Origin of the sequence: Ornithinimicrobium kibberense (assembly GCF_006519705.1) — a bacterium.
Lineage (GTDB): Bacteria > Actinomycetota > Actinomycetes > Actinomycetales > Dermatophilaceae > Ornithinicoccus > Ornithinicoccus kibberensis.
The window spans coordinates 159367-180127 of record NZ_VFXM01000001.1; the positions used below are offsets into that span (position 1 = coordinate 159367).

At 74.3% G+C, this 20761-nt stretch carries 16 protein-coding genes; 7 read left to right on the plus strand and 9 right to left on the minus strand.

Features of this window, described 5'->3' with window-relative positions; all coding sequences use genetic code 11:
- Nucleotide 1: 1 nt before the first annotated feature.
- A complete protein-coding gene (locus tag FJR00_RS00780) occupies nucleotides 2-979 on the plus strand; it encodes a phosphoribosylaminoimidazolesuccinocarboxamide synthase (protein ID WP_141337031.1) in 978 nt (325 codons plus the stop codon).
- A 65-nt stretch (nucleotides 980-1044) separates the two neighbouring features.
- Entirely contained in the window at nucleotides 1045-4977 is a 3933-nt protein-coding gene (gene purL / locus FJR00_RS00785; protein WP_141337032.1) for a phosphoribosylformylglycinamidine synthase, read from the plus strand.
- A gap of 27 nt (nucleotides 4978-5004) precedes the next feature.
- Here purL and FJR00_RS00790 read toward each other — a convergent pair whose 3' ends face one another.
- From FJR00_RS00790 to fbaA, 6 genes are all read right to left on the minus strand, one after another.
- Complete coding sequence (locus tag FJR00_RS00790; RefSeq protein WP_141337033.1) at nucleotides 5005-6981, minus strand: heavy metal translocating P-type ATPase; 1977 nt, start codon at nucleotides 6979-6981, stop codon at nucleotides 5005-5007.
- Between the two features lie 52 nt (nucleotides 6982-7033).
- Nucleotides 7034-7396 (minus strand): NifB/NifX family molybdenum-iron cluster-binding protein, encoded by a 363-nt coding sequence (locus tag FJR00_RS00795; protein ID WP_083664118.1) that lies wholly within the window; start codon nucleotides 7394-7396, stop codon nucleotides 7034-7036.
- A gap of 73 nt (nucleotides 7397-7469) precedes the next feature.
- On the minus strand, nucleotides 7470-8762 hold the full coding sequence (locus FJR00_RS00800) for an adenylosuccinate synthase (protein WP_075958110.1): 1293 nt from the start codon (nucleotides 8760-8762) through the stop codon (nucleotides 7470-7472).
- A gap of 38 nt (nucleotides 8763-8800) precedes the next feature.
- Nucleotides 8801-9796, minus strand: a complete 996-nt coding sequence (locus tag FJR00_RS00805) for a helix-turn-helix domain-containing protein (RefSeq protein ID WP_141337034.1) — start codon at nucleotides 9794-9796, stop codon at nucleotides 8801-8803.
- Between the two features lie 169 nt (nucleotides 9797-9965).
- Entirely contained in the window at nucleotides 9966-10379 is a 414-nt protein-coding gene (locus tag FJR00_RS00810; protein WP_141337035.1) for a DUF3151 domain-containing protein, read from the minus strand.
- Complete coding sequence (gene fbaA, locus FJR00_RS00815; RefSeq protein ID WP_141337036.1) at nucleotides 10376-11404, minus strand: class II fructose-bisphosphate aldolase; 1029 nt, start codon at nucleotides 11402-11404, stop codon at nucleotides 10376-10378. The genes FJR00_RS00810 and fbaA overlap by 4 nt, the downstream gene beginning before the upstream one ends.
- A 120-nt stretch (nucleotides 11405-11524) precedes the next feature.
- Between fbaA and FJR00_RS00820 the strand changes: the two genes are divergently transcribed.
- The 3 genes from FJR00_RS00820 to FJR00_RS00830 are packed head-to-tail and all read left to right on the plus strand — an operon-like array spanning nucleotide 11525 to nucleotide 14960.
- On the plus strand, nucleotides 11525-13150 hold the full coding sequence (locus FJR00_RS00820) for a circularly permuted type 2 ATP-grasp protein (protein WP_075958198.1): 1626 nt from the start codon (nucleotides 11525-11527) through the stop codon (nucleotides 13148-13150).
- Nucleotides 13144-14121 (plus strand): alpha-E domain-containing protein, encoded by a 978-nt coding sequence (locus FJR00_RS00825; protein ID WP_141337037.1) that lies wholly within the window; start codon nucleotides 13144-13146, stop codon nucleotides 14119-14121. The genes FJR00_RS00820 and FJR00_RS00825 overlap by 7 nt, the downstream gene beginning before the upstream one ends.
- Nucleotides 14121-14960, plus strand: a complete 840-nt coding sequence (locus tag FJR00_RS00830) for a transglutaminase family protein (RefSeq protein WP_075958199.1) — start codon at nucleotides 14121-14123, stop codon at nucleotides 14958-14960. The genes FJR00_RS00825 and FJR00_RS00830 overlap by 1 nt, the downstream gene beginning before the upstream one ends.
- A 10-nt stretch (nucleotides 14961-14970) precedes the next feature.
- Here FJR00_RS00830 and FJR00_RS00835 read toward each other — a convergent pair whose 3' ends face one another.
- The 3 genes from FJR00_RS00835 to FJR00_RS00845 are packed head-to-tail and all read right to left on the minus strand — an operon-like array spanning nucleotide 14971 to nucleotide 17130.
- Nucleotides 14971-15777 carry a transglutaminase-like domain-containing protein gene (locus FJR00_RS00835; protein WP_141337038.1) on the minus strand — a complete coding sequence of 269 codons (807 nt, stop codon included), beginning with the start codon at nucleotides 15775-15777 and terminating at the stop codon, nucleotides 14971-14973.
- Between the two features lie 13 nt (nucleotides 15778-15790).
- Nucleotides 15791-16468 (minus strand): TrmH family RNA methyltransferase, encoded by a 678-nt coding sequence (locus FJR00_RS00840; protein ID WP_141337039.1) that lies wholly within the window; start codon nucleotides 16466-16468, stop codon nucleotides 15791-15793.
- Nucleotides 16465-17130: a DedA family protein gene (locus FJR00_RS00845; RefSeq protein WP_141337040.1), complete on the minus strand. Its 666-nt coding sequence runs from the start codon at nucleotides 17128-17130 to the stop codon at nucleotides 16465-16467. Before FJR00_RS00845 ends, FJR00_RS00840 begins: the two co-directional genes overlap by 4 nt.
- A 173-nt stretch (nucleotides 17131-17303) precedes the next feature.
- On the opposite strand from FJR00_RS00845, the gene FJR00_RS00850 reads away from it, so the two are divergent.
- Both FJR00_RS00850 and FJR00_RS00855 read left to right on the plus strand, forming a co-directional pair.
- On the plus strand, nucleotides 17304-18986 hold the full coding sequence (locus FJR00_RS00850) for a sunset domain-containing protein (protein ID WP_141337041.1): 1683 nt from the start codon (nucleotides 17304-17306) through the stop codon (nucleotides 18984-18986).
- Nucleotides 18987-19374: 388 nt separating this feature from the next.
- Complete coding sequence (locus FJR00_RS00855) at nucleotides 19375-20757, plus strand: C40 family peptidase (protein ID WP_141337042.1); 1383 nt, start codon at nucleotides 19375-19377, stop codon at nucleotides 20755-20757.
- Nucleotides 20758-20761: the final 4 nt, after the last annotated feature.

Below are 20761 nucleotides of genomic sequence, written 5' to 3' on the forward strand. Positions count from 1 at the left end.
CATGGCGATGCAGATCCCCGGGCACGAGCTGATCTACTCCGGCAAGGTCCGGGAGCTCTACGCCCCGCTGGACCCCGCCACCGGGGCCCGGGACGAGGGCCGGCTGCTGCTCGTGGCCTCGGACCGCGTCAGCGCCTACGACCACATCCTGTCCACCCCGGTCCCCGACAAGGGCGCGGTGCTCACCCAGCTGTCGCTGTGGTGGTTCGACCAGCTCGCCGACGTCGTCGACGCCCACCACGTCGTCTCCACCGACGTGCCCGCCGAGGTGGCCGGCCGGGCCGTCTACGTGCGGCGGCTGCGGATGCTGCCGGTGGAGTGCGTGGCCCGGGCCTTCCTGACCGGCGGTGGCCTGGCGGAGTACCGTGCCGACGGCACCGTCTCCGGCGTCGGCCTCCCGCCCGGCCTCGTCGACGGCTCGCGGCTGCCCGGCCCGGTCTTCACCCCCAGCACCAAGGCCCCCGTCGGCGAGCACGACCAGCCCCTGCCGTTCGCCGGGGTCGAGGACCTCGTCGGGACCCGCCTGGCCGCCCGCCTGCGCGACCTGACGGTGTCGATCCTGGAGCGGGGCAACGAGATCGCCGCCGACCGCGGGATCCTCATCGCCGACACGAAGGTCGAGTTCGGCCTCGACCCGGCCCAGCTCGGGCTCGGGACGGGCGACGAGATCGACTGGGCGGCAGTCGATCCGGACGCCGTCGACGTGGTCCTGGCGGACGAGGTGCTCACGCCCGACTCGTCCCGCTTCTGGCGTGCGGACGCCTGGCAGCCCGGACGGCCGCAGGTCTCCTACGACAAGCAGGTCCTTCGGGACTGGCTCACCTCCCCCGCCAGCGGCTGGGACCGCGCCTCCGACGCCCCGCCCCCACCCCTGCCGGACGAGGTGGTCGAGCTCACCCGGGCCCGCTACGTCGAGGCCTACGAGGCGCTCACCGGGCGCCCCTTCACCACCCCGGCACCGCCCCTCCACGCCGGCTGAGACGGCATACCCCGCCTTTGTATGGTGGAACCTCCCTCCCGCAGCTCCCCCAGGAGACCCCGCCCATGGCCCCGTCCCAGCACGTGCTGACCACCTTCGCCGGCGGGTCCGCCCTCTCCGACTTCCGCGCCAGGGCGCTGCTGCGCCGGCTCCGGTCGGTCTGCGACCGGGTCACCGACGTCTCCGCGCGCCACGTCCACTGGGTAGCCTCGGACGAGGAGCTCGACGAGGCGACGACCGCCCGGCTGCGGGCGATCCTGACCTACGGCCAGCCGTGGACGGGGACGGACCGGCTCGGGGACGGCGCCGGCCGCCCGGTCGAGGAGGAGGTACTGGTCGTGGCCCCCCGGCTGGGCACCGTCTCGCCGTGGGCGAGCAAGGCGACCGACATCGTGCACGGCTGCGGGGTCCCCGTGCACCGGGTGGAGCGCGTGGTCGAGCACTACCTGCGGCTCAAGGGGGGCGTGGGCCTGTCCGAGCAGGAGCGGGAGGCCTGCGCCGCGCTGCTGCACGACCGGATGACCGAGAGCGTCCTGCGCACCCCGCAGGACGCGGCCGCGCTGTTCGACGCCCGGACGGCGCCGCCGATGCAGCACGTGGACGTACTGGGACGCGGCCGCGCGGCGCTGCTCGAGGCCGACCGGGCCTACGGGCTGGCGCTGGCCGAGGACGAGGTCGACTACCTCGTCGAGTCGTTCACGGCGTTGCGGCGCAACCCCACCGACGTCGAGCTGACGATGTTCGCCCAGGCCAACTCCGAGCACTGCCGGCACAAGATCTTCAACGCCGACTTCGTCCTCGACGGGCAGCCGCAGGAGCGCAGCCTCTTCCGGATGATCCGGCACACCGAGGCGGTGGCCGGGGAGGGCACGGTCGTGGCCTACAAGGACAACGCCTCGGTCATGCGCGGCGGCCGCGTCACCCGCTGGCTCCCGGAGGACCCCGGGCCCAGCCGCTACGTCGCCCGCGAGGACGAGGTGCACGTCCTCATGAAGGTCGAGACGCACAACCACCCCACCGCCATCTCCCCCTTCCCCGGTGCCGCGACGGGCGCGGGCGGGGAGATCCGGGACGAGGGGGCCACCGGGCGGGGCAGCGCCCCGAAGGCGGGGCTGACCGGCTTCGCCGTCTCCTCCCTGCACCTGCCCGGCACCGACGAGCCGTGGGAGGAGCAGGGGTATGACGCTCCCGCCCACCTGGCGAGCCCCCTCGAGATCATGCTCGACGGCCCGGTCGGGGCGGCGGCCTTCAACAACGAGTTCGGCCGACCGGGCCTCGGCGGGTTCTTCCGGGTCTACGAGCAGACCGTCGACGGGGTGCACCGCGGCTACCACAAGCCGGTCATGAGCGCCGGCGGGCTGGGCTCGATCAGCGCCTCCCAGACCGAGAAGGTCCGCTTCGGCCCCGGCACGCTGCTCGTGCAGATCGGTGGGCCGGGCATGCGCATCGGGCTGGGCGGCGGGGCCGCCAGCTCGATGGCCTCCGGCGCCAACGCCGCCGAGCTCGACTTCGACTCGGTGCAGCGGGGCAACCCCGAGATGCAGCGGCGGGCCCAGGAGGTCGTCAACCACTGCTGGGCCCTCGGGGAGGACAACCCGGTGCTGGCGATCCACGACGTGGGCGCCGGCGGGCTGAGCAACGCCTTCCCCGAGCTGGTCGACGACGCCGGCCTCGGCGCGCGCTTCGACCTGACGGCGGTGCCGCTGGAGGAGTCCGGCCTCTCCCCCCGCGAGATCTGGTCCAACGAGAGCCAGGAGCGCTACGTCCTGGCGATCGACCCGAGGTCGCTGGCGGCCTTCGCCGCCCTCTGCGAGCGGGAGCGCTGCCCCTACGCGGTCGTGGGGACGGCCACCGACGACGGGCAGCTGGTCCTCACCGCCGGCGACGGCGAGGACCTCCCGGTCGACATGCCCATGGAGGTGCTCCTCGGCAAGCCCCCGCGGATGACGCGGGACGCGCCACGGGTGGACCGGTCGGCACCCGAGCTGTCGGTCGCCGGGCTCGACGCCGCCGGGGTGCGGGACACCGCCTACGCGGTGCTGCGCCACCCCACGGTGGCGTCCAAGCGGTTCCTGGTGACGATCGCGGACCGCACCGTCGGCGGCCTGACCCACCGGGACCAGATGGTCGGGCCCTGGCAGGTGCCCGTGGCCGACGTCGCCGTCACCCTCTCCGACCACGTCGGGTCCGCCGGCCAGGCGATGGCCACCGGCGAGCGGATGCCGCTGGCGGCGGTCGACGCGCCCGCCTCCGGCCGGATGGCGGTCGGGGAGGCCCTGACGAACCTCCTGGCCGCCCCGGTCACGCTGTCCGGGGTCAAGCTGTCCTGCAACTGGATGGCGGCCGCGGGCGAGCCGGGCGAGGACGCCGCCCTCTACGACACCGTCCACGCCGTGGCGATGGAGCTGTGCCCCGCGCTGGGGATCTCCGTGCCGGTCGGCAAGGACTCCCTGTCGATGCGGACCCGGTGGACCGGCGCGGACGGGCAGGCCCGGCAGGTCGTCTCCCCCGTCTCGCTCGTCGTCTCCGCGTTCGCCACCCTGCCGGACGTGCGCGGCACGCTCACCCCCCAGCTGACCGCTGGCGCACCGCTCCTGCTCGTCGACCTCGGGGCCGGGCGCGGCCGCCTGGGCGGCTCGGTGCTGGCGCAGGCGCTCGGCCAGTTCGGCGGGGCGGTCCCCGACCTCGACGATCCCGACCGGCTCGTCGCCCTGGGCCGGGCGCTCACCGAGCTGCGGGAGCTGGGGCTGGTGACCGCCTACCACGACCGGTCCGACGGTGGCCTGTGGGCCACCCTGTGCGAGATGGCCTTCGCCGGCGGGGTCGGCCTGGACGTGACCCTGCCGGTCGGCGACGACGGCCTGCGCGAGCAGCTGGGCGCCCTGTTCGCCGAGGAGCTGGGCGTGGTGCTCCAGGTCGTCGACGGCGGGACGCAGCAGGCCCGCTCCGTCCTGGCCCGGCACGGCCTCGACGCCCTGACCCACGAGCTGGGCCGGGCCACGACCGGACGGCGGGTGCGCGTGCGGGCCGGCGACCTGGTGCTCGACGAGCCGGTCAGGGAGCTGGCCCAGGCCTGGGACGAGGTCTCCTGGCGGATCGCGGCGCTGCGGGACAACCCGGCGTGCGCGGACGAGGAGCACGCCCTCGTCGGCGCCGACGACGATCCGGGCCTGCACCTGTCGACGACCTTCGACCCCGGCGAGGACGTCGCGGCGCCGTACGTGTCCCGGGGCGCCCGGCCCGTCGTGGCGGTCCTGCGCGAGCAGGGCGTCAACTCCCACGTCGAGACGGCCTTCGCCTTCGACCGGGCGGGCTTCGACACCTACGACGTGCACATGACCGACCTGCAGTCGGGACGGTTCGACCTGGCCGACGCCGTGGGGCTGGTCGCCGCGGGCGGCTTCTCCTACGGGGACACCCTCGGCGCCGGCGAGGGCTGGGCCCGGTCGGTGCTCTTCGACGAGCGGCTCACCGGGTCCTTCGCGGACTTCTTCGCACGGACCGACACCTTCGGGCTCGGCATCTGCAACGGGGCCCAGATGTTCGCCGCGCTCGCCGAGCTCGTCCCCGGTGCGGAGGCCTGGCCCCGCTTCACCCGCAACCGCAGCGAGCAGTACGAGGCGCGGCTGAGCCTGGTCGAGGTGCTCGACTCCCCCTCGGTCCTCCTCACCGGGATGGCCGGGTCCCGCATCCCCATCGCCGTCGCCCACGGCGAGGGTCGGGCCGACTTCTCGGCCCGTGGCGACGAGTCAGCCGTGCTGGGGGCCCTGCGCTACGTCGACCACCACGGCCGGGCGGCGACGGCATACCCCCTCAACCCCAACGGCTCCCCCGGCGGGCTCACCGCGGTGACCACCCCCGACGGACGGTTCACCGCGATGATGCCGCACCCCGAACGGGTCCAGCGCAACCTCCAGATGTCCTGGACGCCCGGGGAGCCCACCGGGCCGAGCCCCTGGCTGCGGATGTTCCGCAACGCGCGCGTCTGGGTGGGCTGAGGATCTCCGTAGGGCGACCGGGTGCCGTCAGGACGGCGCCCGGTCCGGGTCGGTCGCGGGCTGGTCACCGTGGGCGGCGCCCACCGCAGGGGCCGGCCCGGCGCCGGTCCGTGTCTGCTCGCTGAGCAGCGCACGCTCGTCACCGGAGGGGCGGGCGGCCAGCAGGGCCCACAGGATGCAGGCCAGGTCGACGACCTCCTGCATCCAGGCACCGACGAAGGCAGGCATCCGCCCGGTGGCCCCGACGAGCATGAGGACCACCGACAGCCCCACGCCGATCGCGATCGCCTGCCAGGCCACCCGCATGGTGTGCCGACCGAGCAGGACCAGCCGCGGGACGCGGGAGAGGTCGTCGAGCATGACGACGACGTCGGCCGACTCGACCGCGGCCGCCGACCCGCGGGCCCCCATGGCCACCCCCACGTCGGCCGCCGCCAGCACCGGCGCGTCGTTGACCCCGTCCCCGACCATGAGCACCGGCCGCTCGAGGCCGGTCACCGCGGCCACCTTGTCCTCGGGCAGCAGCCCGGCCCGGACGTCGTCCAGGCCGATCTCGTGCGCGACGCGCCGCGCGGTCCCTTCGGCGTCCCCGGTGAGCATGACCGTCCGCCCCACCCCCATCCGGTGGAGCTGGTCCAGCGTCCGGGGCGTCTCGGCACGCACCACGTCGGCCAGCACCACCGTCCCGACGAGACGGCCGTCCCGCGACACGTGGACCTGGGTGTGCCCGGTCAACGTCCCGCCCGCCCCGGGAGCCGGCCGCGGCAGATCCGCGTCCGACCCGCCGTCGCCGGCGACGGCGACGGCGACGGGGGCCACGAAGTCCGCCTTGCCCACGCGGACGACCACCCCGTCCACGACGGCCTCGACACCGTGGGCCGGCACCTCGCGAGCCTCGACGGACGCCGGCACCCGGCCCCGCGCCTGGGCCGCGGCGACCACGGCCTGGGCCAGCGGGTGGGCCGACCAGGACTCGACCGCCGCGGCCTCCGCCAGCACGCGGTCCCCGTCCTCCCCCGGCACCGGGTGCACGGCGACGACCTCCGGACGGCCGTGGGTGAGCGTGCCGGTCTTGTCGAAGGCCACCGACCGGACCTTGGCCAGCTGCTCCAGGGTCCCCGCGTCCTTGACGATCATCCCGCCCCTCGCGCCGCGGGACATGCCGGCCATGAAGGCCACCGGGGCGGCGATGATCAGCGGGCAGGGCGTCGCCACGACGAGGACCTGGGCGAACCGCATCGGGTCCCCGGACAGTCCCCAGGCCAGGCCGGCGATGAGGAACGCGGTCGCGGTGAACGGGACCGCCACCCGGTCGGCGAGCCGGACGAAGGGGGCGCGCGACTCCTGGGCCTCCTGCACGAGGGTCACGATGCGCTGGTACTGCGAGTCCGCGGCGGTCGCCGTGGCCACCAGGCGCACGGCGCTCGCCCCGTTGAGCGCTCCGGAGAGCACCCGGTCGCCCCTCCCCCGCTCCACGGGCAGCGACTCCCCGGTCAGCGAGCTCTCGTCGAAGACGCCGTCGGCGGAGTCGAGGACGGCGTCGACCGGCACCACCTCGTGCGGCCGGACGAGCAGCCGGTCGCCGGGGCCGACCTGGGCGACGGCCACCTCCTCCAGGTCCCCGTCGTCGTCCTCCCGCCACGCGACGCTGGGCGCCCGGGCCAGCAGGCTGGTCAGCTCCCGGCCCGCACGCGCGGAGGCGTAGTCCTCGAGAGCCTCGCCCCCGGTGAGCATGAGGCCCACGACGAGTGCGGCCCAGTACTCCCCCACCGCCACCGTCGAGACGATCGCGGTCACGGCCAGCACGTCGACGCCGTAGCTGCCCGCCCGCAGCGCCTCGACCATCCCCCGCAGCTGCAGCGCCGCGACGACCAGGGCCACGGCGCCGACCACCCACCGGGCGGAACCGGGCGGACCGGCGATCTCCAGGACGACCCCGACGACGGCCGTGAGCAGGACGACCCCCACGAGGGGGTAGTCACGGATGCCACGACGCACCTGCATACCCCCTGCCTACCCGCTGGCGGCCGTTCCCGCCAGCATGGGCAGCCTCCCCTCAGGCGGTCGGGGCCCGGCCCTCCACGGCGGCCAGCGCCGAGACCCGGGCGTCGCGGTCCGTCGGCCGGACGACCGGGATGCCCATCGTCGCCAGCATGCGCGCCATCCCGGCGCCCATGTGGTCGGCCACCACGTGGGTGACCCCCTCGTCGCGGAGGAAGCGCACGACGCGCGCGTGGTGCTGCCCCTCGCCACCCTCGTCGTGCAGGACGTCCCACCGGACCTCGTGGACCGTCCAGGACAGCTCGGTCCCCTCGCCCGTCGACACCACCGCGATGCGCTCGGCACGCCCCCAGCGGTGCCCCACCTCCCCGGCCTCGGTGACAGGGACGGCGACGGTCGGGGACTCGGTGCGGGACATGCCCCCACGATACCCCTGCGGGTATGCCGTCGGCTCCGTCGGCCTTCCCGGTCCCGTCCGGGACGGGGTCGGGTCAGTCCCGCCCGAGCAGGTCGTGGAGCACGATCGACTGGTCGCGCCCCGGACCGACGCCGACGACCGAGACGCGGGCGCCGGTGAGCTCCTCGAGCCGTCGCACGTAGGCCTGCGCGTTGGCGGGCAGCTCCTCGAAGGTGCGGCAGCCGGTGATGTCCTCCTGCCAGCCGGGCAGCTCCTCGTAGACCGGCCGGGCGTGGTGGAAGTCGGACTGGTTGACCGGCATCTCGTCGAAGCGTTCGCCCTGCACGTCGTAGGCCACGCAGACCGGGATCGTGTCCAGACCGGTCAGCACGTCCAGCTTGGTGACCACCAGGTCGGTGATGCCGTTGATCCGTCGGGCGAAGCGGCCGATGACGGCGTCGGCCCACCCGCAGCGGCGCGGCCTCCCGGTGGTGGTGCCGTACTCGTGGCCGGCGTCGCGCAGGAACTGGCCGTGCTCGTCCTCGAGCTCGGTGGGGAAGGGCCCCTCGCCCACCCGGGTGGTGTAGGCCTTGAAGATGCCCACGACCCGGTCGACCCGGGTGGGGGCCACGCCCGCGCCGGTGCAGGCGCCGCCGGCGGTGGCGTTCGAGGAGGTGACGAACGGGTACGTGCCGTGGTCGACGTCCAGCAGGGTGGCCTGGCCGGCCTCGAAGAGCACGGTCTCCCCGCGGTCGAGCGCGTCGTTGAGGACCAGGGCCGTGTCGGCCACCATGGGGCGGAGCCGCTCGGCGTGCCGCAGCAGCTCGGCCATGGTCTCCTCGACCTCGACCGCGCGCCGGTTGTAGATCTTGACCAGCAGCTGGTTCTTGGTCGCCAGCGACGCCTCGATCTTCTGGCGGAGGATCGACTCGTCGTAGAGGTCCTGGACGCGGATGCCGACGCGGTTCATCTTGTCGGCGTAGGTGGGACCGATGCCGCGGCCGGTCGTGCCGATCTTGCGGCTGCCCAGGAAGCGCTCGGTCACCCGGTCCAGGACCCGGTTGTACGGCGGGATGACGTGCGCGTTCGCCGACAGCAGCAGCTTGCCGGTGTCCACCCCCCGCTCCTCGAGCGCGTCGATCTCCTCGACGAGGACCCCCAGGTCCACGACGACGCCGTTGGCGATGACGGGGGTGCACCCCGGCGACAGGATGCCGCTGGGCAGCAGGTGCAGGGCGTAGGTCTGGTCGCCGATGACGACCGTGTGACCGGCGTTGTTGCCGCCGTTGAACTTGACCACGTAGTCGACGCTGCCGCCCAGCAGGTCGGTGGCCTTGCCCTTGCCCTCGTCGCCCCACTGGGCTCCGATCAGGACGATCGCTGGCATCGCGGACCTCTATCAGTTGGCTTGCGGGTCGCCCCACTCTATCGGCGCCCGTCGTCGGCGGGACCGCGCCTGGCGGCGACGCTCAGGCCCAGCTGGAACCGCGTGTGGACGCCGTGCTCGTCCATGAGGGCGGCGATCCGGCGACGGACCGTGCGCAGGCCGAGGCCCAGCTGGCGGGCGACGGCCTCGTCCTTGTACCCGAGGGAGAGCAGCTCCAGGAGGCGGGCGTCCTGCGCGGCGTCCTCCGGACCGAGCGGCCGCGCCCGGCGCCAGAGTCCCTCGAAGAGCGTCACGAAGGCCTCGACGAGGGCGGCCGGGCGGAGCAGCAGGTGGTCCGACTCCGGCCCGTCGCCCTCGTCGAGCAGGACTGCGGTGCGGCCGAAGACGAGGAACTCCACGGGCGCGCCGGCCGCTGGCAGGAAGCGCTGCAGCTCGCCCGCGGCGGCCCGCTCCTGGACGACGTCCCGGGTGGCGGAGGCCTCCTGCACCGAGGCGGGGTAGATCGTCCTCAGCACCCGCCCGGACGCGGCGGCCTCGGCCCGGCGACGGCGGATCTCGTCGGCCCGGCCGGGCCCGGACCGCTCGGCGCCGGCGACCTGGAGCAGGGGCCCGTCCGTGGTGCGCATCAGGTGCTCCACGACCGGCACCACCTCCCCCGGGGTGAGGCGTTCCCACGGCGGGACCTGGGGGCGGGTGCGCCGGACCCCGCGCCGGTAGTCGCCGACGAAGGTCTCCAGCGACCCGCGGAGCCCGGCGAGCTCGCGCCGCCGCCGGTCGAGGTCCGCCTCGGCGTCGTCGAGCAGCCGGGTCACGCTCGTCCGGGGGTCCTCGGCCCGGACCACCCCGTCGGCCCCCCGCCGGGCCAGGCGCAGCGACTCCAGCACGTCGATGGCCGCCTCGGCCCGGGCGGGGGGCCAGCCCAACGACTCGGCGTGGCCGCCCAGCCGGGCGGGTCTGGAGCGCAGCACGTGGCGGTAGAGCGTCTCGGTGTCCGAGGAGAGCGGGAGCACGTCGGGGCGGGGCTGGTCGGTCACCCTTGGCAGGTTACGGCCAGGGGCAGCATCTGGACAGGAGGAGGCGGCGAACGTCTGGTTTGATGGGTGCTGGCCGGGTGAGGGCGTCAGGGGACGCGCACCGCCCGCCACTCAGGGGGCGCGGTCGGCGCCGGGTCGCTCAAGGGGTCCCGGCGCCGACCGCGGGGGACTACAGCCCCAGCTCGCGGGCGGCCTCCGTGGAGGAGGCGCGCAGCAGCTCGGTGCACCGCGCCCGCTCCTCCTCCTCGCCGATCGCGTCCGCGGCGCGGGCCAGCGCCGCCAGCGCCCGGAGGAACCCCTGGTTGGGCCCGTGCTCCCACGGCACCGGACCCTGGCCGCGCCACCCGGCGCGGCGCAGGGAGTCCAGCCCGCGGTGGTAGCCGGTCCGGGCGAAGGCGTAGGACGTCACCGGGTCCTCCGTGGCCAGGGCCTGCTCCGCGAGCACCGCCCAGACGAGGCTGGAGGCGGGGTATGCCGTCGCCACGGTCCGGGGGTCCTGCTCGGCCAGCGCGGCCGCGGCGGGGTCCTCGGGCAGCCGGGTGGGCGGGATGCCGAGCAGGTCGCTGCCCGGTCCCGGGCTCACCGGTGCGTCCCGGCCGAGCGCAGGTTCTCGCAGGCCTCGACGACGCGGGCGGCCATGGCGGCCTCCGCCTCCTTGCCCCAGGCCCGGGGGTCGTACTGCTTCTTGTTGCCGACCTCCCCGTCGACCTTGAGCACGCCCTCGTAGTTGCGCAGCATGTAGCCGGCCACCGACCGCGTGAAGGCGTACTGGGTGTCGGTGTCGATGTTCATCTTCACCACGCCGTAGTCCACGGCGTCGGAGATCTCCTGGGCGCTGGAGCCGGAGCCGCCGTGGAAGACCAGGTCGAAGGGCCGCTCGTCGGCGCCGAGCCCGAGCTCGGCCGCGGCCGCCTCCTGCGCGGTCCGGAGGATCTCGGGGCGCAGCTTGACGTTGCCCGGCTTGTAGACGCCGTGGACGTTGCCGAAGGTCAGCGCGGTCAGGTAGCGGGCCTTGTCCGACCCGCCGAGCGCCCGGATCGTGGCGACCGCGTCCTCGGGGGTGGTGTAGAGCTGCTCGTTGATCTCGTTGGCGACCCCGTCCTCCTCGCCGCCGACGACCCCGATCTCGACCTCGAGGATCGTCCGGGCCTGCGCGGACAGCTGCAGGAGCTCCTCGGCGATCTGCAGGTTCTCCTCCAGCGGGGTGGCCGAGCCGTCCCACATGTGCGACTGGAAGTAGGGCAGCCCGCCCTGCCCGACCCGCTCGATCGAGGCGGCCAGCAGGGGACGGACGAAGCCGTCGAGCTTGTCCTTGGGGCAGTGGTCGGTGTGCAGCGCGATGTTGACGTCGTACTTCTTGGCGACCTCGTGCGCGAAGGCGCTGAACGCCAGCGCCCCGGTCACCATGTCCTTGACCCCCTGCCCGGAGAAGTACTCCGCCCCTCCGGTGGAGACCTGGATGATGCCGTCGCTGCCGGCGTCGGCGAAGCCCTTGATGGCGGCGTTCAGCGTCTGGCTGGAGCTGACGTTGATGGCCGGGTAGGCGTAGCTGCCCGCCTTGGCCCGGTCGATCATGTCGGCGTAGACCTCTGGGGTGGCGATGGGCATGGGTCCTCCTCGTGGACGGCGTCGGCACAGGCTGGTTCCCACTCTTCCACAGGACCGGCCGGGGACGCCCGCGGGGTGAACGTCCCCGACAGGCCTGGCACCGACCACTAGGGTATGCCCATGCCAGGCCCCTTCACCGACTACCCGACCCGGGCCGAGGTGTTCGACGAGACGGTGGGCCCCGAGGGGTCCGTGCGTCAGACCTACGAGCAGGTCGCCGAGCAGTTCGCCGCCCTGGGCGAGGACGACGTGCGCGCCCGCGCCGACTACGTGAGCACCAGCTACCACGACCAGGGCGTCACCTTCGACTACGAGGGCGAGGAGCGGCCCTTCCCGCTGGACATCGTGCCGCGGATCATCGACGCCGCCACCTGGGCGCACGTCGAGGCCGGCGTCGCGCAGCGGGTCCGGGCGCTGGAGGCCTTCCTCGCCGACGTCTACGGGGCGATGCAGATCGTCACCGACCGGGTGCTGCCCCGCCACGTGGTGACCACCAGCTCGCACTACCACCGGGTCGCCTTCGGCATCCAGCCCGGCAACGGCGTGCGGGTGCACGTCTCGGGCATCGACCTCATCCGCGACGGGGAGGGCACCTTCCGGGTGCTCGAGGACAACGTGCGCATCCCCAGCGGGGTGTCCTACGTGCTGACCAACCGGGCCGCGATGACCTCGACCCTGCCCGAGATGGTCGGGACGCACCGGATCCGCCCGGTGGCCTCATACCCCTCGCGGCTGCTACGCGCCCTGCGGGCCGCGGCCCCCAGCGGCGTCCAGGACCCCGAGGTGGTGGTGCTCACGCCCGGGCCCTACAACTCGGCCTACTTCGAGCACACCCTCCTGGCCCGGCTCATGGGCTGCCGGCTGGTCGAGGGCCGCGACCTGGTCGTGCAGGGCGGCCGGGTGATGATGCGCGACACCCAGGGCCTGCAGCCGGTGCACGTGATCTACCGACGGGTCGACGACGACTTCCTCGACCCGGTCGCCTTCCGCAACGACTCCGTGCTCGGCTGCCCCGGGCTGCTCAACGCCTCCCGCGCCGGCAACGTGACGATCGCCAACGCCGTGGGCAACGGGGTGGCCGACGACAAGCTGATGTACAGCTACGTCCCCGAGCTCATCCGCTACTACCTCGGCGAGGAGCCGCTGCTGCCCAACGTCGACACCTGGCGCCTGGAGGAGCCGGCCCACCGCGAGGAGGTGATGGACCGCCTCGACGAGCTCGTGCTCAAGCCGGTCGACGGCTCCGGCGGCAAGGGCATCGTCATCGGCCCGCAGGCCGACCGGGCCGAGCTGGACGCCCTGCGCGCCCGGGTGTCCGCCGACCCCCGCGGCTGGATCGCCCAGCCCGTGGTCCAGCTGTCCACCGTCGCCACGACCACCCCCGACGGCATGCGCCCCCGGCACGTGGACCTGCGGCCCTTCGCCATCAACGACGGCGAGAAGGTGTGGGTCCTGCCCGGCGGGCTGACGCGGGTGGCCCTCGGGGAGGGCGAGCTCATCGTCAACTCCAGCCGGGGCGGGGGGTCCAAGGACACCTGGGTCCTCTCCGGGGACGGCCGGCGCACCCGGGTCGAGCCCCGGCAGCGGCAGCGCCAGCTGCAGGTCTCGGCCGCCCCGCAGGTCGCCCTGGCCCGCTCCGAGGCCGAGCCCGCGGAGCAGGAGCAGCAGCAGCAGCAGGCCCGCCAGGGCGAGCAGGGAGCACCGGCCGGCCTGCGGCCGCCGGAACAGGGAGGTATGCCGTGCTGAGCCGGATCGCGGAGTCGCTCTACTGGATCGGGCGCTACCTCGAGCGCGCCGAGGACACCTCCCGGCTGCTCGACGTGCACCTGACGCTGCTCCTGGAGGACCCCGTCCTCGACGAGGAGACCACCAGCCTGGTGCTCCTGCGGGTCATGGGCATCGACGACGAGGCCAGCCCGGACCACCAGACCGTGCTGCGGATGCTCGGCTGGGACGAGACCTCCCCGACCTCGATGGTGGCCGCCTTCCAGGGGGCCCGGGAGAGCGCGCGGCGCTCCCGGGAGACCGTCTCCCTGGAGATGTGGGAGGCCATCAACACGACGTGGAACATGATGCGCGGCAACCGGCTGCAGCACCTGCCGGCCCACCGGGCCTGCCAGCTGCTGCGGGAGCGGTGCGCGGTCGTCGTGGGCCTGGCCGACTCGACGATGAGCCACGACGAGGGCTGGCACTACATGATGCTGGGCCGGTCCCTGGAACGGGTCGACATGACCTCGCGGATCATCGAGTCCGCGGCCTACAACGCCGACTCCCCCTCGGCCTGGACGCAGACGCTGCGTGCGTGCGGCGCCCACCACGCCTTCATCCGCACCTACCGCGGGGCCGCCACCGACGCCCAGGCGGCCGAGTTCCTGCTCCTGGACCGGCTCTTCCCGCGGTCGTTGCTGGCCTCCCTGGAGCAGGCGCAGCAGGCCCTCGTGGCCCTCGAGACGCTGCCGCGGCGAGGGCGACGCCCCGACCCGGGCCTGCCGTCGCAGACCGGGCTCGGCGCCGTCCAGGGCCGGGCCGGGGAGGCCCACCGGATGCTGGGGCGCGCCCGCGCCGAGCTGGAGTACGGCTCCCTGGAGGAGATGATGCAGACCCTGCCCGAGCGGATGAGCCAGCTGCAGCGCACCTGCAGCCAGGTCAACGACGCCGTGTCCACGCACAACTTCGACGGCGCCGGCCAGGCCGTGTGGCGGGCGGGGGTGCGCTGATGCTGCTGCGCGTGGTGCACCGCACCGGGTACGAGTACGCCGGGACCGCCTCCCACTCCTTCAACGAGGCCCGGATGACCCCCCGGCAGACTCTGCACCAGCAGGTGCTGCACACCAAGGTCGACATCACGCCGGTGGCGTGGACCAACACCTACACCGACTACTGGGGCACCACCGTGACCCAGTTCGAGGTGCACGAGCCGCACCCGCGGCTCATGGTCGCCGCCTCCTCGACGGTCGACGTGCAGCGCCCCACCGTGGAGGGCCACGGCCTGGGCTGGGACGACATCCGGTCGGCGGAGGTCTTCGACGACCTCAGCGAGTACCTGCTCCAGTCGCCGTCGGTGGAGCCGCCGGAGGACCTGCGCGCGCGGGTCGCCGAGATCGCCGGCCGCAGCGCGACCCCGGGCGCCTGCGCCCGGGAGGTCGTCGCGATGGTCCACGAGGAGATGAGCTACGTCTCCGGCTCCACGGGGGTGCACACCCGGGCCGCGGAGGCGTGGTCGACCCGGTCCGGCGTCTGCCAGGACATGTCCAACCTGACGATCGGCTGCCTGCGCTCGGTCGGCATCCCGGCCTGCTACGTCAGCGGCTACCTGCTGCCCGTGCGCGAGCCCGAGGTGGGCCGGCCCTACACCGGCGAGTCGCACGCCTGGGTGCGCTGGTGGGACGGGGAGTGGGTCGGGATGGACCCGACCAACGCGATCCAGCCGGGCGAGCGGCACGTCGAGATCGGCCGCGGCCGGGAGTACGGCGACGTCCCCCCGCTGCGGGGGATCTACACCGGCACCCGGAGCAGCTCGATGTTCGTCGAGGTGGAGCTGACCGCGCTGCGCTGAACGGTCGCGGTCAGCCGACCGCGACCGTCGACCCGTGGTCGTCGGCCGGCAGGTCCTCGCCCTCGACCACGGCGGTCACGGTGAGCCCGCCGAAGGTCAGCCCGCCGGTGTGCACGGTGAGGAAGGAGGTCTCCGCGGCGTCCGCCCCCGTGCTGATCCGCACCAGGGAGGGCCGGGGCGCCAGGCGCGTGGGGTCGACGACGACCCACCGCCCTCCGACCGCCGCCTCGACCACGGCGTGGAAGTCCATCGGCGACAGGCCGGGTGCGTAGCAGGCCATGAGCCGGGCCGGGATCCCGCGGGCCCGGAGCAGGGCCATGGTCAGGTGGGCGTAGTCGCGGCACACCCCTCGCCGGGCCAGGTAGGTGTCGCTGGCGCCGTCGGTCACCCGCGAGGACCCGGGCACGTAGCGCAGGTGCTCGTGGACCCAGGTGGCCACGCGCAGCACGTCCTCCTCGTCGACGACCTCGCCGACCTCGGCCCGGGCCACCGACTCCAGCCGGTCGAGGTCGACGTAGCGGCTCGGCCGCACCCCCCTGACCCGGTCCAGCGGCGCGACCTCGCCGGCCGCACCCCCGTCGGTGACGGTGGCCGCATACTCCACCGACAGGTCGCCCGGCCCCACGTCGCGCAGCACGTGCCACCGGGTCCCCGTGGTGGGGTCGAGCACCTCCTGCACGTCTACCTCGTCCCCGTCCAGCGTGACGACCAGCCGTTCCTCCTCGCGGGCCACGCCGTCGGCCACGGCGACCCCCAGGGTGGCCTCGACGGGCGCGGTGACGGTGGCGGTCAGGGTGGAACTCACACGGCGGCGCATGCGCGCCAGTGTCTCAGGCCTCCGGCCCCTCGGACGACCCGGCGGCGTGCTGCAGCGCCCAGTGGTACATGACGACCGCGGCCGCCGCGCCGGCGTTCACCGAGCGGGTGGACCCGTACTGGGTGATGGCCAGCACGTCGGTGCACGCGGCGAGCGCCTCCGGCGACAGCCCCGGCCCCTCCTGGCCCAGCAGGAGCACGCAGTCGCGCGGGAGGGCATACCCCTCCAGCGGGACCGAGCCCGGGACGTTGTCCACGCCGAGCAGGGGAAGGCCGCGCCCGGCCGCCCAGCCGACCAGGGCGCCCACGTCGGGGTGGTGGTGCTCGTGCAGGTAGCGGTCGGTGACCATCGCCCCGCGCCGGTTCCAGCGGCGGCGGCCCACGATGTGGACCGCAGCCGCGTTGAAGGCGTTCGCGGTGCGCACGACCGAGCCGATGTTGAAGTCGTGCTCCCAGTTCTCGACGGCCACGTGGAAGCCGTGGCGGTGGGCGTCGAGGTCGGCGACGATGGCCTCGTGCCGCCAGTAGCGGTAGCGGTCGACGACGTTGCGCCGGTCCCCCTCGCGCAGGAGCTCGGGATCGAGGTGCGGGGGCAGGTCGCCCGACCCGTCGGTGGGCCAGGGGCCCTCCCATGGCCCGGCCCCGACCCGTGGGGCGGACGACGGGTCCCCGGGCCGGCCCGCGGAGGTCACGAGGGCGGCCCGGCCCGCCGGCCGCGGACCCGGGAGAGGACGAACCACACGACCGCCACGGCCACGGCGGCGAGGACCACCGCCTGGAAGGCCCCGGCGTAGCCCTCGACGAGGTGCCAGTTCTCCCCCAGCTGGAAGCCGGCCACGACGAACAGGCTGTTCCACAGCAGGCTGCCGGCCGTCGTCAGGGCGCAGAAGAGCGGGAGGGGCATGCGCTCGAGGCCGGCCGGCACCGAGATGAGGCTGCGGAAGATCGGGACCATCCGGCCGAAGAAGACGGCCTTGGTGCCGTGCCGGGCGAACCAGGACTCGGTCCGGTCGAGGTCGCGCAGGTCGACCAGCGGCAGCCGGGTCCACAGCGCCCGGAACCGGGACCGGCCGAAGACCGCCCCGAGCGCGTAGAGCGCCAGGGCACCCAGGACGGACCCCGCCGTGGTCCACAGGATCACGCCGCCGAGGGTGAACGTGCCCTGGCTCGCGGTGAAGCCGGCCAGGGGGAGGATCACCTCGCTGGGCAACGGGGGGAAGAGGTTCTCGAGCGCGATGAGCAGGCCCGCCCCAGGCCCTCCGAGCGCTTCCATGACGTCCACGGCCCAGGCCGCCACCCCGGTGAGTCCGGTCGGTGCGTCCACGTCTCTCTCCTTGTCGGCGGCGGCGTCCATCGTCCCATCCGGCACGGCGTGGTCGCGCCGCGACGGGCGGCCGCAGCGACGCGCCCCGGCGCCGGTCATCCCTCGCCGGACCGGCACGTTCGCACTACGGTGGACGCAGCGCCGCAACTCCTGCGGGTGCCTCGGACGCGGCCGTCCCCGGTCGCCACAAGGAGGAACGCCACATGAACGACACCACCAAGTGGATCATGATCGCCCTGCTGCTGCTGCTCATCGCGGCGGCCGTGGTCGTGCTGCTGCGCTCGCCCGGCAAGGACCGCGACGGTGGCGCCGGGACGGTCGACGGGGCCGACGACGACCGCCGGACCGTCGACGAGGGGGCCGGGGACCGGGTGGGCACGGCTCCCGAGCGCGGCGTCTACGACCAGGAGGCCGACGACCGGGCGGCGGCGGGGGCCGCCCCCGTCGTCCGGGACGAGCGACCGGTCCAGGACGGGCCGGCGGAGCCGGTCGCGCCCTCCACCTACGACCGGCCGGTGTCCGAGGACCGGTCGGCGGCGGACGGGGACCGCGCCGGCGAGGCGCACCGGCCCGAGGACGGCGTCCCGGCGGTCGACGAGGGTTCCTCCCAGGAGCCGCCCGCCGCCGCGGTGGAGCAGGACGCGCCGTCGATGGGCCAGGACGTCACCTACGCCGAGGACATCGAGGCCACGACCGGCCCCGAGGCCGTCGCCGACCGGGACACCACCGGCGACGACGACATCACCGCCGAGCCCTACCAGCCGGCCGCAGGGGCCTTCGAGGGCGGGGAGCCGGGCACCTACACCGGCGAGACCTACCGCCCTGCCGGCACCGAGGACGCGCCGCCGCAGGCCGAGGCCCAGCAGCACCCCGCCGAGGAGCTCACGGCCGGGGAGACCGAGGGGTATGGCGGTCCCGCGCAGGTCGCGGACACCACCCCGGCAGCCGACGCGCCCCCGACCGCCGCGGCCGCCCCTGAGGCCGGGCAGCCTGCAGAGGGCTCCGGGGGCGGACTCCCGGCCGGCGACGACGACACGGGCCGCATGAGCGACGCGGCCCGCATCGGGGCGATGGGTGCGGCGGGCGCCGCTGGCGCCGCGGGCGCCGCTGGCGCCGCGGGCGCCGCTGGCGCCGCGGGCGCCGCTGGCGCCGCGGGCGCTGCGGGCGCTGCCGGCGCGGGCGCGACGTCGGCCCGGCCGCTGAGCGACGAGGAGGTCGCCGACGGAGCACGCCAGGAGCCGCTTCCGGTCGCCGACCAGGAGGACCCCGCGGGCACGACGACCCCCGCCGAGGAGGTCGCCCCGGACCAGTCCTCCGACCCTCGGGCCGCGGGTGGGACCGAGGACCGGCCGACCACGGATGAGTCCTACGACGCCCACCCGGCGACCGAGGAGCAGGACTGGACCGGGGACCGGGCCACGCGGGAGACGGACGGGGCGACCACCCAGGAGCCGCTGACCGCCGACGAGGTCCTCGCCGCCTCCGAGGACGACGGTGTCCGTGACGCGGGCCGGGACGTGGAGCCCACGACCGGCGCCGGCGCCGCCGGCGCCCGGGGAGCGGGGTACACCACGACCGAGGACACCGGCGACGCCGTCACGCCGGAGCGGGAGCCGGCGCCGGAGCACGGGACCGAGGTCGACCACGGCGCCGCCACAGCAGGGGCGCCGGTCTTCGCGGAGTCGGTCTACGGACCCGGGTCGGCCGATCCGCTCGAGGACGGCACGGGACCGGCGGGCTGGGAGATCAAGGGCAACGTGGGTTCGATGCTCTTCCACACCACCGACTCGCCCAGCTACGACGCCGTGCGCGCAGAGGTCTGGTTCGAGAGCGAGCAGGCGGCCCGCGACGCCGGGTTCGCGCACTGGGACCGCCGGCGCCGCTGAGGCCCGGGGGAGCGCCCCCGGCACCCGAGGCCCCGTCGACCACCACGTCGGCGGGGCCTCGTCGTGCTCGGACCTCACCCTTCCCGGGCCGCTGCGGACCCCACGACGCACGGCACGTCACACCAGCACCGTGACGTCTGCGGCTGCCGAAAACGGCTGTGACGGGCGTGAAATGACACCGCCGGAAAGTCACACCGTTGTGATATCCGCAGTGACCTGCGACGTCGTCCGCGCCATGTGACCAACATCACCTAGTTACACACTTGTAGTTCCGCATGGGATCACACTCACGCAGGTCACGGAGGGTTGACCGGGCCCGGAAACAGTTGTTCACTGCCAAGTGCTCGCCCCCTCGAGTGGTCCTGTCCCCGTCCCAGATGGATGCTCTATGTCGACGCGCACGCGCAGCCTGTCCCGCACGCTGATCGCTGTCACCGCCGCGACCGCCCCGGTCGTCGCTCTGGCACCCACCGCCCAGGCGGCACCGGCGCCCCAGGTGCCCCGCACGCCCCTCCCCCCGGCGCTGCCCACCACCCCGCTGCCCACGGTTCCGCTCACCCCGTCGACGGACGACCACACCACCGTCACCCGGTGGGTCAGCGTCCCGGTGGCCAACGTCCGTTCCGGGCCGAGCCTGAGCAACGGCGTGGTGACGACCAAGACCCTGGGGACCCGCGTGAGCGGCACCCTGACCTCGAACGGGTGGCTGCGCATCAGCAGCACGCAGTACATGCACCCGTCGGTCCTCACCAGCACCGACCCGGCCCCCTCGTCCAGCTCCTCGTCGGTGACCATGTACATGGCCGCCGCGATCGGCAACGTCCGTTCCGGGCCCGGCCTCGGCTACCCGGTGGTCACCACGATGCGGCAGGGCGCCGAGGTCCGCGGGACCTGGACCAACGGCTGGCTGAACCTGGGCAACGGCCGCTTCGTCAGCGGCACCATCCTGACCTCGCAGGGCCCGGCCGACGACGAGCCCGAGTCCTCGACGCAGGTGACCCGCTGGGTCACGGTGTCGGCGAACGTCCGCTCCGGCCCCTCCACCTCGTACTCGATCGTCGGGTCCCGCAGCGCGGGCGCGGAGGTCCGGGGCACCCTGACCTCCAACGGCTGGCTGCGGATCAGCAGCTCGGAGTTCATGTCCCCCGGCGTGCTCACCGACCGTGAGCCCGGCGGCGGCGCCACCGCCCCGGCCGAGACCGTCACCCAGTACGTCACCGCCTCGATCGGCAACGTGCGCTCCGGTCCTGGGCTGAACTACTCGGTCGTCACCACGATGCGCCAGGGCACCGAGGTGCGCGGCAGCTGGACCAACGGCTGGCTGAACCTCGGCGGCGGCCGCTACATCAGCGGCACCATCCTGTCCTCGACCAACCCGGTCGCCGCGGCGCCCGCGCCGGCGCCGGCTCCCGCCCCGGCTCCCACCACCCCGATCCGGGAGGCGCTGATGGAGACGGCCGAGAAGTACGTGGGCTCCCCCTACGTGCTCTACGGCACCCCGCCCGGCGCCTTCGACTGCTCGTCCTACACCTGGTGGGTCTACCAGCAGAACGGCATCAACATCCCCCGGACCGTCCGTGACCAGCGCACCGTGGTCACCCCGGTGACCGACCCCCAGCCGGGCGACCTGGTGTTCTACAACAACTGGTACCACGTGGGCATCTACGCCGGGAACGGCATGGTCTACGAGGCGAACAACCCCTCCACGGGCGTGATCTACCACAAGATGTGGGACTACGACGTCTGGTACGGCCGGGTCCCCGGCGTGTGAGCCT

What these genes read in the sequence shown, in the direction of transcription:
- FJR00_RS00780 (WP_141337031.1), top strand. Translation starts at nt 2, where the DNA reads ATGGCGATGCAGATCCCCGGGCACGAGCTGATCTACTCCGGCAAGGTC.
- purL (WP_141337032.1), top strand. Translation starts at nt 1,045, where the DNA reads ATGGCCCCGTCCCAGCACGTGCTGACCACCTTCGCCGGCGGGTCCGCC.
- FJR00_RS00790 (WP_141337033.1), bottom strand. Translation starts at nt 6,981, where the DNA reads ATGCAGGTGCGTCGTGGCATCCGTGACTACCCCCTCGTGGGGGTCGTC.
- FJR00_RS00795 (WP_083664118.1), bottom strand. Translation starts at nt 7,396, where the DNA reads ATGTCCCGCACCGAGTCCCCGACCGTCGCCGTCCCTGTCACCGAGGCC.
- FJR00_RS00800 (WP_075958110.1), bottom strand. Translation starts at nt 8,762, where the DNA reads ATGCCAGCGATCGTCCTGATCGGAGCCCAGTGGGGCGACGAGGGCAAG.
- fbaA (WP_141337036.1), bottom strand. Translation starts at nt 11,404, where the DNA reads ATGCCCATCGCCACCCCAGAGGTCTACGCCGACATGATCGACCGGGCC.
- FJR00_RS00820 (WP_075958198.1), top strand. Translation starts at nt 11,525, where the DNA reads ATGCCAGGCCCCTTCACCGACTACCCGACCCGGGCCGAGGTGTTCGAC.
- FJR00_RS00830 (WP_075958199.1), top strand. Translation starts at nt 14,121, where the DNA reads ATGCTGCTGCGCGTGGTGCACCGCACCGGGTACGAGTACGCCGGGACC.
- FJR00_RS00835 (WP_141337038.1), bottom strand. Translation starts at nt 15,777, where the DNA reads ATGCGCCGCCGTGTGAGTTCCACCCTGACCGCCACCGTCACCGCGCCC.
- FJR00_RS00845 (WP_141337040.1), bottom strand. Translation starts at nt 17,130, where the DNA reads ATGGACGCCGCCGCCGACAAGGAGAGAGACGTGGACGCACCGACCGGA.
- FJR00_RS00850 (WP_141337041.1), top strand. Translation starts at nt 17,304, where the DNA reads ATGAACGACACCACCAAGTGGATCATGATCGCCCTGCTGCTGCTGCTC.
- FJR00_RS00855 (WP_141337042.1), top strand. Translation starts at nt 19,375, where the DNA reads ATGTCGACGCGCACGCGCAGCCTGTCCCGCACGCTGATCGCTGTCACC.